The following is a 12039-nucleotide window of genomic DNA, read 5'->3' as shown; positions in this document are numbered from 1 at the left end:
ATCCTCAAGCGCGGCACGATGCTGGATGCGACCTTGATCCAGGCAGTCTCGGCTCCGCCCAAGGAGGATCGCCCCTCAAACGATCCTGATGCCCGGTTTGCCAAACGGCAGGGCAAAAGCGGCTCGACCTTCGGTTACAAGGCCCATGTGGGTGTGGACGAAGGATCCGGCTTGATCCGCGCGGTGYTGACCACACCCGCTAACGTCAACGATACGACACCTGCGGACGCTTTGATCCGGGGCGATGAAACTGCGGTGTGGGCCGATGCGGCTTACGACACCCATGCCCGACGGGCCCGGCTGAAGGCGGAGGGCAAGAAACCCCGCATCGCTCGTCGGCCCAACAGACATCACCCGGAACTGCCGCCCAGGCTCAAACGCTACAACCTCCTCATCGCGCGCCGCCGAGCCCAGGTCGAGACCACCTTCGCTACTCTCAAACGCCGCATGCGGCTGACCTGCATTCGCTACGTCGGTCTGATCAAGGCGACCGGGCAAGTCGTGCTCGCCTCGATCGCCTTCAACATGAGGCGGTGGGCCACGATCGCCGCGTGAGTCGCCCTCCGAGGGCGACAACTACAGATCTTGGCAGGCAATTGCCGGGACCAGGGCATTCGCTCCTGACGTCTTCAGCCTCAAGAGCCCATAACGCAACAGGCCCACAAGGGGAGAAGGGAAGAGCACCTACGCCTTGAAATACGCAATCTGCGTCGTGGTCGCGAGCAGCCTGCCGTTCGGCGACCACAGCTCGGCGTTCTGATCGGCGTAGCTCTTGTGCATGATCTTCGAATCGGCCGTCGCGAGCACGCGCGTGATGTCCTCGGCGGCGAGCTCTTCGCTGTCGGTGTGAAAATACGTCGTCAGCGACACCGTGCCGAACGGCACCAGCTCGCGCCGGGCGTGGAAGATGCGGCCGAAGAAGGCGTCCGACATCGACATCAGCGACAGCATGTCGAGCTTGCGCGGCGTGCGGTCGCCGATCCAGAGCTTGGAATAGGTGCCAGCGAGCTCGGCCTGCGGCGGGCCGATCCGCATCTCGCCCTCGACGAAGCGGAATTCATACTGGTTGGCCCAGGACGCCGAGATCTTGGGGAAGGGCAGCGTTGCCTCGAACGCCGTGGCGTCCGGATATTGCGCCACCCTGTGCTCCCAGGACGGCCGGCGCTCGGCGAACACCGCGGTGGCGAGCGTCGCGACCTCGCCGCCGCCCTGCGACAGTTCGACGCTCCAGTGCTGGCTGGAGCGATTGGCCTTCACCAGCCGCACGTCCAAGTCAAACGGGCCCTTGGCGATCGGCGCGCAGTAATTGACGGTCAGCGCCAGCGGATCGCCGGCGCGCTGCGGATGGTCGATCAGCGCGCGCAGGATGGTCGCGGCCGTGGCGCCGCCGAACGGGCCGACAAAGGCCCAGTAATCGTCGCTGGTGTGCCCCTGCCAGCTGGAGTCGCCGGCGGTGATGCGGGTGGCGTCGTCGAACGGGTGCGGGAGCTTGGCGTGCATGGGATTAGACCTCTACTGAGCTTCCGTCCCAACGACGAAACTCCATAGTCTCATCACCAGGGCCATATTGCTGCGAACTCAACACATCGTCTGCCGGATCATCTGTGACCCAGGCATCCGCGACGGAGCCTCCTATGCGCTTCAGCGCAATGATACTCTTGCCGCTGATCAGATCGGCGACGAAGTCGCCGATGGCAGCTTCCTCGTCCTTGCCTGAAAGACTGGCAAGGATGCTGCCGTGCGTGTGCCAGGAGAATCCATCGAACCCCAGGGTCCAGTCCCCGTCGGGACATATGACCAGCAATCGAAGCTGCCCATCCGGGCTCGTATACTCGCCGACAGGCACGATCGACTCCGGCCAGAAAAAGCTCAAGCCGTAATATGATGCCTATCCTGCCAAATCAATAACCTCGCAGGTAACGCCGATTTCACGTTGCGGAAAATCAGCCCGCGACGTCGCGCAGATCCGGCAGCAACGGCGTGGTCGGATTGACCRGCACGTTCCAGATCTCCTCGGCATATTCGCGGATGGTGCGGTCCGAGGAGAACCAGGCCATGCGCGCGACATTGAGGATGGAGGCGCGCGTCCAGGCCGGCGCCACCTGCCAGCGTGCGTCGACGCTGCGCTGCGCTTCGTAATAGGAATCGAAATCGGCGCTGACCATGTAATGGTCGAGATAGCGCAGCGCGTGCGCGATGGATTCGAAGCGGCCGGGATCGCCGGGCGAGAACTCGCCGGTGCCGATCGCGTTGATGGCGCGCTGGAGCTTTGGCGAATTGCGGATCACGTCGGAGGCATCCAGCCCCTGCTTGCGGCGGATCATCACGTCGCCGGCCTCCATGCCGAAGATCGCGATGTTCTCCGCGCCGACATGGTCGCGGATCTCGATGTTGGCGCCGTCGAGCGTGCCGATGGTGAGAGCGCCGTTCAGTGACAGCTTCATGTTGCCGGTGCCGGAGGCCTCCATGCCGGCGGTCGAGATCTGCTCGGACAAATCGGCCGCGGGAATGATCACCTCCGCAAGGCTGACATTGTAGTCGGGCAGGAAGACGACCTTCAGCTTGCCGCCGATCGCGGGATCGTTGTTGACGACGTCCGCGACGTCGTTGACCAGCTTGATGATCAATTTTGCGTAGCGGTAGCTCGCCGCCGCCTTGCCGGCGAAGATCTTCACCCGCGGCACCCAGTTGCCGTTGGGATCGTCCTTCATCGCCTGGTACAGCGCCACCGTCTCGATGATGTTGAGGAGCTGGCGCTTGTATTCGTGAATGCGCTTGATCTGCACGTCGAACAGCGCGGTCGGATCGACCTTGATGCCGAGCCGCTCGCCGATCAGGCGCGCCAGCGCGGTCTTGTTGTGAAGCTTGACGATGCGGAACTTCTTCTGGAATTCGACGTCGCTGGCGCGGGCTTCGATCAGGCTGAGCTGGGTTGGATCGTCGAGCACGGCTTCGCCGCAGGTCTCGCGCAGCAGGTCGGTCAGCTTCGGATTCGCCAGCATCAGCCAGCGGCGGAAGGTGATGCCGTTGGTCTTGTTGGTGATGCGGCCGGGATAGAGATGGTTGAGATCGTGGAACACGGTCTCGCGCATCAGGTCCGAATGCATCGCCGAGACGCCGTTGATGCGGTGCGAGCCGACGAAGGCGAGCTGGCCCATGCGCACGCGGCGTCCGCTCCTCTCGTCGATCAGCGAAACCGAGGCACGGAAATCGATGTCGCCGGGCGCGCGCGCTTCGGCCAGCGCGAGATGCTGCACGTTGATGCGGTAGATGATCTCGAGATGGCGCGGCAACAGCTGCTCGAACAGTTCGACCGGCCAGGTCTCCAACGCCTCGGGCAAGAGCGTGTGGTTGGTGTAGGACAGCGTCGCGACCGTGATCTTCCAGGCCTCGTCCCAGCGGAAATTGTGCAGGTCGACCAGGATGCGCATCAGCTCGGTGACGGCGAGGCTCGGATGCGTGTCGTTGAGCTGGACCGCGACCTTCATCGCGAGGCTGCGAAGCTGGCCGTCGGAGGTCAGGTGGCGATTGACCAGGTCCTGCAGCGAGGCGGAGACGAAGAAATACTCCTGGCGCAGCCGCAGCTCGCGGCCCGCCGGGCTCTCGTCGTTCGGATAGAGGAACTTGCAGATCGCTTCCGCGCGCGACTGCTCGGCGCTGGCGCTGACATAGTCGCCCTTGTTGAAGGCGTCGAGCTTCAACGGATCGGGCGAGCGTGCCGACCACAGGCGGAGCGCGTTGACGTGCTGGCCGCGCCAGCCGACGATCGGCGTGTCATAGGCGATCGCCTGCACGGTCTCGGCCGGATGCCAGATCGCGCGGTCGCGGCCCTTGTCGTCGACATGCTCGACGCCACCGCCGAAATGGACGTGATAGATCACCTCGGGCCGCTGCAATTCCCAGGGATTGCCGAAGCTCAGCCATTCGTCCGGATATTCCTGCTGCCAGCCCTGATTGATGATCTGGCGGAACAGACCGTAATCGTAGCGGATGCCGTAGCCGATCGCGGGGATCGAGAGCGTAGCCATGCTCTCCATGAAGCAGGCGGCGAGCCGCCCCAGGCCGCCATTGCCGAGCGCGGCATCCGGCTCGCATTTGCGGAGCTCAGGCAGCGACACGCCGAGATCGCCGAGCGCGACCTCGAAGATCTTGAGCAGCCCCATGTTGTTCAGCGCGTCGGTGAAGAGGCGGCCGATCAGGAATTCGAGCGAGAGATAATAGACGCGCTTGCGTCCCGCATCGTAGCTGTGCTTCTCGGCCGTGAGCCAGCGATGCACGATGCGGTCGCGCAGCGCGAGCGCTGCGGCCTGGTACCAGTCGTGCTTGGTGGCCATGCCCGCATCCTTGCCGATGGCAAGGCGCAGCTTCGCCAGGATCGCGCCCTTGACGTCAGCCAGCGCGAGCTCGTCGATGGGCTGGCTGGAGGCCGGCAAACTTGGCTGGAACGATTGATCTTGCAAGGCCGTCACTTCCTGGTCGCGAGAACACCACTAACTCTACGCGTCTTGCCCCTGCACCGGAACCATCGCTGGCGCGGCCGTGCACTGCGCTGGCGTAAATTTATGCAAGGAACGGGCCGATTTGGGAACCCGGAAGCGTACGGAGAGATGCGGATTCGGTGCTAGATTGAGGGCCGATTCAGCCATCAGTGTGGAGGAAACGTCCATGAGACTGCTGATCGAAATCGCCGCCGCGGCCTTCCTCGTCGTCTGCATCACCGCGTCCAGCGCCGCCTTCGCCGCCGGCAAGACCGGCCGCAGTGCCGATGGCCTGAGCTGCGGCTTCAGCGTTCCGGAAAATGCGTCTCCCGCGGTGCGCTGCGCCGCCATCAAGCGCCAATGCGGCGGCAAGTTCTACGCGAATGCGTGCGGGGACAGGCTGGTGTCGGCGGCGAATTGAGGAGCGGGTCGCCGGATTCGCAGCGCGCTATCTGACCACGCCCGACGTGAAGCCCGCCTTGCGGCGCGGCGGCTTGATTTCCTTTTTCAGGAAGCAGCGCGCTTCACGCCCGGTGTAGCCGGGACGGGAATAGGTGAAGGCGCGGCACTTGTTGTCCGCGATGCAGGCGGCCTTGCAGGCCTCTTCGCCTTCGCCGTCCTTGATCTCGAAATTGCGCAAGTCGCCGCCGGGGCGGTCGATCGACGTTTCAACGCCTTCGATCCGCGGCTCGATCACGCCGGCGCCACGCACACCGGAGATGCAGCAGCTGCCCGGGACACGCGGCGGCACCGTGTTCTTGAGCCAGCACACTGCCGAGCCGCCTTCGACGTCGGGATAGTTGAAGCTCCAGGAGCGGCAGCGGCGGTCACGCTCACACTGCAGCGCGCAATCCTCGGGGTCACCTGACGTCACCGGCGAGCTGAAATAGTCGCCGCCGGGCCGGTCGAACGCCGTCTGGGCGCGCGCAGGCGCGCTCGCAAACACGAGCGCAAGCAACGTGGCGCAGGCCACGACGCTTGCCATGACGGCCCCACGCAGGCGGCCCTTCCCCATTGGAACAGCTTTCGAGTTATTGACGGCGCTCAGGTTTTTTCAGCCGGTCATTTGATCGCCGCAAACCTGTATGGGCGATGAACGGCTCAGGTCCTGGTCGTCGGCCTCTGGCCTAGAACGCGTATTCCGCGTAGGCCGGTTCCACGGAGCCGTTCCAGGCGCCGTTGAACTTCTCCAGCATCTCCTCGGCCGGGGTCCGGCCGGAATCGATAATGCGATCGAGCGGCTCCAGGTGCCGGGTTTCGTCGCGGCCGAGCTGGTCGATCTGGCCGCGTCGGCGCAGGCCGGCATGGGCCAGAACGAGGCATTCCTTGGCGATCTCGAACAGATAGCGGTCCTTGATCCGCGCCTTGAAGCCGAACCGCGGCACGTCGTCGCGCAGAGCCTGGCGCTCATGTGCGGTCCAGTGCTTCACGAGGTCCCACGCGGCATCGAGCGACACATCGTCGTAGAGCAGCCCGGCCCAGAACGCCGACAGCGCCGGCAGGCGGCCCCACGGGCCACCATCGGAGCCGCGCATCTCGAGATAGCGCTTGAGGCGCACCTCCGGGAAGATCGTCGAAAGATGGTTGGCCCAGTCCGACAGCGTCGGACGTTCGCCGGGCAGATTGTTGTTGCGGCCGTCGAAAAAGGCGCGGAACGAGGAGCCCGAGACGTCGATGTAATCCTCGTCGCGCTTGACGAAATACATGGGCACGTCGAGCGCGTAGTCGACATAGCGCTCGAAACCCATGCCGTCCTCGAATGCCCACGGCATCATGCCCGAACGCGCATTGTCGGTGTCGCGCCAGATCTCGGAGCGGAACGACAGGAAGCCGTTCGGCTTGCCCTCGGTGAACGGCGAATTGGCAAACAGCGCGGTCGCGACCGGCTGCAGCGCGAGCGAGACGCGCAGCTTCTTGACCATGTCGGCTTCGGAGGAGAAGTCGAGATTGGTCTGCACCGTGCAGGTCCGGTACATCATGTCGAGGCCGTATTGGCCGACCTTCGGCATGTAGTTGGTCATGATCTTGTAGCGGCCCTTGGGCATCACCGGGATGTCGGCGCGCGACCAGGACGGCGTCATGCCGAGCCCGAGGAAGCCGATGCCGAGCGGGGTCGCGATCTCGCGCACCTGCGCCAGATGCGCCATCAGCTCGCTCTGGGTCTGGTGCACGTTCTCGACCGGCGCGCCGGAGAGCTCGAACTGTCCGCCGGGCTCGAGCGAGATCGCGCCGCCGCCGGTGACGTCGTAGAGGCCGATGATGTTGCCCTTCTCCATGATCGGCTCCCAGCCGAGCAGGAGCTTCATGCCTTCGAGCAGCGCGCCGATGCCCCGCGCGCCCTCGTAAGGCACCGGACGGTGGCCTTCGAGCGTGAACGGTGTCTTCTCGTGCTCGGTGCCCATGCGGAATTCGGACGGGTCCTTGCAGCCGGCCTCGAACCACGCGACGAGCTCGTCGCGCGACTGCAGCGGCGTCATATCGATCTGGTCTCGCGCCATATCAAACTCTAATCAAAAAGGGCGCTTCGATCGAAGGCGCGCGGGTGATGGGGTGGTCCGCGAACCCAGGGGGTGCACGGACGAGCTGGTGTGCCGCACGATCATCGCGACGGCGTGGTTTCGTTGACGTGGACGGGCGGCAGTTTCATCTCGCCGCACGAGCAGCCGAGACGGTCGAGCAGACCGCTGAGCTTGACGGCATCCGCGTCGGACAGTTTCGAGCCGACATACTTTTCGATCGCGGCCGAATAGGCGCCCCACATCCGCTTCTGCAACTCGCGGCCGGCTTCCGTGATCTCCACGAACTGGCCGCGCTTGTCGATCTTGCATTCGCGCCGGGAGGCGAGTCCCTCGTCGACCAGGCGGTCGATCAGGCGCGAGGTGGAGTATTGCGGGATCAGCATTTGCCGCTCGAGTTCCACCGGCCGCAGCTCACCCGAGGGCGCCCGCGACAATTCGAGCAGCGCGTCGTACCAGGCCAGCGGCGGGAACCCCGCCTTCTTCAAGTCCTGCTCGACGCAATCGAGCACGCGGCTCTGCACCCGCATCAGGCGGATCCAGGCCGAAGTTGCCTCGGTCGATGGTTTGCGTTTCATGGTCCCGCTCAAGCTCGTCGTTCCGTCTCTTACCTCACTCAATGCACCTGCATCAATCTTGACTATTGGATGCAAATGCATGTAGGCGTTCCTTCGCCCCAACCAAGCGTCAAGAGAAAGAAATTCCATGAAACTCTATTACTCGCCCGGCGCCTGCTCCTTGTCCCCCCACATCGCGCTCCTGGAAGCCGGCCTGCCCTATGAGCTGGTCAAGGTCGATATCCGGGCCAAGAAGCTCGAAAATGGTGAGGATTATCTGAAGCTGAACCCGAAGGGCCAGGTCCCTGCGCTGGGCCTCGACAGCGGCGAGATCGTGACCGAAGGCCCGGTCATTGTCCAGATGATCGCCGACCAGGCTTCGGCCAAGGCGCTGGCGCCAGCTCACGGCAGCTCCGAGCGCTACAAGCTGCTCGAATGGCTGAACTTCCTCACCTCGGAGGTGCACAAGAGCTTCGGACCGCTGTTCGCGCCGGCGCTGAACGACGAGGCCAAGGCCTTCTTCAAGGACCGCGTCATGGGCAAGCTGACATACATCGACAGCCAGCTCGCCGGCCGCGACTACCTCATGGGAAAGCAGTTCACGGTGGCCGACGGCTATCTCTTTACGATGCTGACCTGGGGCGATCGGATGAAGTTCGACCTCTCGGCCATGCCGAACCTGACCGCCTACAAGGCTCGCGTCGCGGCGCGGCCGCAGGTCCAGGAGGCGCTGAAGAAGGAAGGCCTTGCGCAGGCGAAGTAAGCGCATCGCAAGATGCAACAATCGAAAGGCCGGATCGACGATCCGGCCTTTTTCGTTGTGAACCATTCGATCGGCGGCCACGTCGAAATCGCGGAGCACCTCCATGGGACAGCCGCCGCGATGAACATGATCGTCCTTATGACCGCCGCGGGCGCGCCGCTGGCGATGCTTGGCTTGTCGACGCCGGACCTGCCGCAGCGCAATTGCATCCTCATGATCCATCCGCAGGTCACCTCGGCCGTGTTCGAGAGCAAGGAAGGAAAAATCGTCTTTCCCGATCGGCCGACCGAATATCCGTGCAGCTATGCCAGGAAGAAGGGCGGAACGGACATCGCCTTCACCAACCAGAATGGCTGGCGCTTCGAGGTCCGCATTGGCCGCGGCGATGAAGGCAGCTGGAGAGCGAGTCTTGCCGACGAAGCGGTCTCGGGCCGGGCGTTCTCGCCGCTCGGAGACCGCAAATAAAAGGGGCCGGATCGTCGATCCGGCCCCTTTTTATTCTGTCCCGGGCAGGTGGGCGCGAACCCATCTCGCCGGATCATCGTACCTATCATTAGACTTATGAACTACTGTTCGCCGAATGTAAGTAGTGCTGTCTTGTCAGTACCCGTAAAGCGCGCGAGCTTGGCGGAATTGTTAGAGGATTATTTCATCGGAGTTGAACTTGACGATTGCCTTGGTCCTGATCGTCGCAAGTGCATTGGTGGGAATAGCGACAGGTTATGTTTTCAGGATCTGGGCGCTGATATCGATTGCGCCGGCGATCGCGGTTTTCTCGGCAATCATTCTTCGCGCTTACGGATTCGGCATGATGGCGGGTGTGACCGTCATCGCCATCTGTCTTGCCGTCTGCCAGCTCGCCTACTTCGCGGCGGCCTACCTGCTGCACGCGCGGGCGGTCTCAGCCCATGACGAAGTCGACGGCGAGCCAGGCGAGGGAAGCCAGCATAAAATCCGCCGCCAGCACAAGTAGCGCCAAAGCGGCCCAAAGCATCGGCCCCTTGCGGCGCAGGCGCGCCGGCTTCTGTTGCGGCGAGAGGCGGCCAGTTGTGGGTCCAACAGCATATTTCGCGGTAAGATCGCGACCGAGCGCGGTCTTCCGCAGCACCAAAGAGTTCATCAAGGATACTTTCTTATTTTGTCTTCAACCTGCCGATGGCTCGGCAAGTGTCCCAACCGGATTCGGAACCCTGACCCGGAGCAAGACTAGTGCCAGGGCCGAGCAAAAGAACGGCGCCGCTTCGACACGCCTATGACAATTGCGCGACACCACGGCAGCGGGGGACTCTGACACGGGTCCTACGCGAATTCTGTGATTGGTTCCACAAGCCGGGAACAAATCTGACGCAACCGTGATGACGTCTCCCCAAACAAAAAGGCCGGATCAACGATCCGGCCTTCTTTCTCAAATGATCTTGGGTGATCAGGCCGCGGCCTTCTTCGGCGCGAAGCGGCCGTAGAAGGTTTCTCCCTTCGCGGCCATCTCCTCGAGAAGCTTCGGCGGGGTGAAGCGCGAGCCGTACTTCGCCTCCAGCTTGTGGCAGAGCTCGACGAATTTCTTCGTTCCCATGAAGTCGATGTAGGACAGCGTGCCGCCGGTGAACGGCGCGAAGCCGAAGCCGAGGATCGAGCCGACATCCGCCTCGCGCGGGTCGGTGATGACGTGGTCCTCGACCGTGCGCGCGGCTTCCACCGCCTGCACCACCAGGAAACGCTGCTTCAGCTCCTCGATGTCGAGCGTGTCAGGGTCGAGCTGCTTCGGCTGCAGCGCCGAGAGGCCCGGCCACAGGCTCTTCTGACCCTTGCCCTTCTCGGGGTAGTCGTAGAAGCCCTTGCTGTTCTTGCGGCCGAGACGGCCCTGTTTCTCGACCATCTCCACCATCAGCTTCTTCTGATCGGGGTTGATGGCGTTCGGGCCGAGATCGGCTTCCGTCGCCTTCATGATCTTGAGCCCGAGGTCGAGTGCGACTTCGTCCGAGAGCGAGAGGGGACCGACCGGCATGCCGGCCATCTTGGCGCAGTTCTCGATCATCGCCGGCGGCACGCCTTCCAGGAACATCTCGTTGCCTTCGGCGACATAGCGGCCGACGCAGCGATTGGCGAAGAAGCCGCGGCTGTCGTTGACGACGATCGGCGTCTTGCCGATCTGCCGGACGTAGTCGAGCGCGGTCGCCAGAGCGAGATCGCCGGTGTTCTTGCCCTTGATGATCTCGACCAGCATCATCTTCTCGACCGGCGAGAAGAAGTGGATGCCGACGAACTTGCCCTGGTCCTTGAAGCCCTCGGCCAGCGAGGTGATCGGCAGCGTCGAGGTGTTCGACGCGAAGATCACGTCCGGCTTCATATGCTCCTGCGCCTTCGCGAAGGTATCAGCCTTGACCTTGCGATCCTCGAACACCGCTTCGATGACGAGGTCGACGTCCTTGAGTGCAGCATAATCGGCAGTCGGCGTAATGCGCGCGAGCAGCGCGTCGGCGTCGCCGGGCTTGGCGCGGCCCTTCTTGATCTGCTCCTCGATCACCTTCTGCGCATGCGCCTTGCCCTTGTCGGCACTCTCCTGGTCGCGGTCGATCAGGACGACGTCGAGGCCGGCGCGGGCCGAGACGTAGCCGACGCTCGCGCCCATGAAGCCGGCGCCGATCACCGCGATCTTCTTCACCTTGGTCGGGGCTACGTCCTTCGGACGGCGCGCGCCCTTGTTGAGCTCCTGCATCGACAGAAACAGGCTGCGGATCATCGCAGCCGCTTCCTTCGAACGCAGCACCGAGGTGAAGTAGCGCGACTCGACGCGTAGCGCCGCGTCGATCGGCAACTGCAGGCCTTCATAGACGCAGCTCATGATCGCGCGCGCGGCCGGATAATTGTCGTAGGTCTCGCGGCGATAGATCGCGTTGCCCGCCGGGAACATCATCATGCCGGCCTTGGAGAACACCGGACCGCCCGGCAGCTTGAAGCCCTTCTCGTCCCAGGGCGCGACGGCCTTGCCGCCGCCCTTGATCCAGTCCTTCGCCGCCTTGATGAGGTCGGCGGTCGGAACGATGGCGTGAATCAGATTGAGCTGCTTCGCCTTCTCGACGGTGACCGGATCGCCCTTGAGCAAAATCGTCATCGCGTCCTGCGGCGGCACCAGGCGCGGCACGCGCTGCGTGCCGCCGGCGCCGGGGAACAGGCCAACCTTGACCTCGGGCAGGCCGAGGCGCGTCTTGGGATTTTCCGCCGCCACGCGATAGTGGCAGCACAGCGTGATCTCGAAACCGCCGCCGAGCGCGAGGCCGTTGATCGCGGCGGCCCACGGCTTGCCGGAGGTCTCGATCGAACGCAGCACCTGCGAGAAGCGCCGGCTCTGGTCGAACAGCATCTGGTTTGCGGCGGTCTCGTCCTGCTCCTTCAAGACCTTGGCGTAGGCCTGGTTCATGCCCTCGAGCATCGACAGGTCGGCGCCGGCGCAGAACGCCTCCTTGGCGGAGGTGATGACGACGCCCTTCACGGCAGCGTCGGCCGTGGTTTCCTTGACGATCGCATCGAGCTCGCTGGTCGAGGTCTCGTCGAGCACGTTCATCGAACGGCCCGGGATGTCCCAGGTGACGAGCGCGATGCCGTCGGAATCGGTCTCAACCTTGAAGTTCTTGTAAGCCATGTTGGTTGCTCCTCGGTGCCGCAGCCGATTTCAGGCGCGGCGGTTGACTGTGATCTCGTAGGGTGGGCAAAGGCGCTCTTGCGCCGTG

The 12039-nt window shown here is 63.6% G+C and carries 12 protein-coding genes; 5 read left to right on the top strand and 7 right to left on the bottom strand.

What is annotated here, in order from left to right; all coding sequences use genetic code 11:
* The coding region (locus AB4Z51_RS12340) for an IS5 family transposase (RefSeq protein ID WP_441497479.1) at positions 1-555 on the top strand (555 nt) is incomplete at its 5' end.
* Between the two features lie 129 nt (positions 556-684).
* Here the strand turns inward: AB4Z51_RS12340 and AB4Z51_RS12335 are convergent.
* The 3 genes from AB4Z51_RS12335 to AB4Z51_RS12325 all read right to left on the bottom strand — a co-directional run bounded on the left by AB4Z51_RS12335 (position 685) and on the right by AB4Z51_RS12325 (position 4460).
* Positions 685-1500, bottom strand: a complete 816-nt coding sequence (locus AB4Z51_RS12335) for an acyl-CoA thioesterase (protein ID WP_028151653.1) — start codon at positions 1498-1500, stop codon at positions 685-687.
* Between the two features lie 4 nt (positions 1501-1504).
* Positions 1505-1846, bottom strand: a complete 342-nt coding sequence (locus AB4Z51_RS12330) for a hypothetical protein (protein WP_063986045.1) — start codon at positions 1844-1846, stop codon at positions 1505-1507.
* A gap of 97 nt (positions 1847-1943) precedes the next feature.
* The gene (locus AB4Z51_RS12325; RefSeq protein WP_441497478.1) at positions 1944-4460 is read right to left on the bottom strand and encodes a glycogen/starch/alpha-glucan phosphorylase; all 2517 of its coding nucleotides are present in this window, start codon (positions 4458-4460) and stop codon (positions 1944-1946) included.
* 205 nt (positions 4461-4665) lie between these two features.
* Between AB4Z51_RS12325 and AB4Z51_RS12320 the strand changes: the two genes are divergently transcribed.
* Positions 4666-4899 (top strand): hypothetical protein, encoded by a 234-nt coding sequence (locus AB4Z51_RS12320; protein ID WP_354113370.1) that lies wholly within the window; start codon positions 4666-4668, stop codon positions 4897-4899.
* A 27-nt stretch (positions 4900-4926) separates the two neighbouring features.
* Here the strand turns inward: AB4Z51_RS12320 and AB4Z51_RS12315 are convergent, their stop codons facing one another.
* From AB4Z51_RS12315 to AB4Z51_RS12305, 3 genes are all read right to left on the bottom strand, one after another.
* Positions 4927-5493: a PAN domain-containing protein gene (locus tag AB4Z51_RS12315; protein WP_071916912.1), complete on the bottom strand. Its 567-nt coding sequence runs from the start codon at positions 5491-5493 to the stop codon at positions 4927-4929.
* Positions 5494-5605: 112 nt separating this feature from the next.
* The gene (locus tag AB4Z51_RS12310) at positions 5606-6976 is read right to left on the bottom strand and encodes a glutamate--cysteine ligase (protein ID WP_028159989.1); all 1371 of its coding nucleotides are present in this window, start codon (positions 6974-6976) and stop codon (positions 5606-5608) included.
* A 101-nt stretch (positions 6977-7077) separates the two neighbouring features.
* Positions 7078-7572 carry a MarR family winged helix-turn-helix transcriptional regulator gene (locus AB4Z51_RS12305; RefSeq protein ID WP_014498535.1) on the bottom strand — a complete coding sequence of 165 codons (495 nt, stop codon included), beginning with the start codon at positions 7570-7572 and terminating at the stop codon, positions 7078-7080.
* A gap of 127 nt (positions 7573-7699) precedes the next feature.
* Between AB4Z51_RS12305 and gstA the strand changes: the two genes are divergently transcribed.
* From gstA to AB4Z51_RS12290, 3 genes are all read left to right on the top strand, one after another.
* A complete protein-coding gene (gene gstA, locus AB4Z51_RS12300; RefSeq protein ID WP_028151648.1) occupies positions 7700-8314 on the top strand; it encodes a glutathione transferase GstA in 615 nt (204 codons plus the stop codon).
* A gap of 12 nt (positions 8315-8326) precedes the next feature.
* Entirely contained in the window at positions 8327-8779 is a 453-nt protein-coding gene (locus AB4Z51_RS12295) for a hypothetical protein (protein WP_441497477.1), read from the top strand.
* Positions 8780-8978: 199 nt separating this feature from the next.
* Positions 8979-9287, top strand: coding sequence for a hypothetical protein (locus tag AB4Z51_RS12290; protein WP_441497476.1), 309 nt, complete (start codon positions 8979-8981; stop codon positions 9285-9287).
* Positions 9288-9737: 450 nt separating this feature from the next.
* Here the strand turns inward: AB4Z51_RS12290 and AB4Z51_RS12285 are convergent, their stop codons facing one another.
* Positions 9738-11951 (bottom strand): FAD-dependent oxidoreductase, encoded by a 2214-nt coding sequence (locus tag AB4Z51_RS12285; protein WP_441497475.1) that lies wholly within the window; start codon positions 11949-11951, stop codon positions 9738-9740.
* Between the last annotated feature and the right edge of the window lie 88 nt (positions 11952-12039).

The sequence above is a fragment of the Bradyrhizobium sp. 2TAF36 genome, assembly GCF_052114925.1.
Lineage (GTDB): Bacteria > Pseudomonadota > Alphaproteobacteria > Rhizobiales > Xanthobacteraceae > Bradyrhizobium > Bradyrhizobium barranii.
Note: the sequence above shows the minus strand (reverse complement) of the source record. Positions and strands in the feature narration are given on the sequence as shown.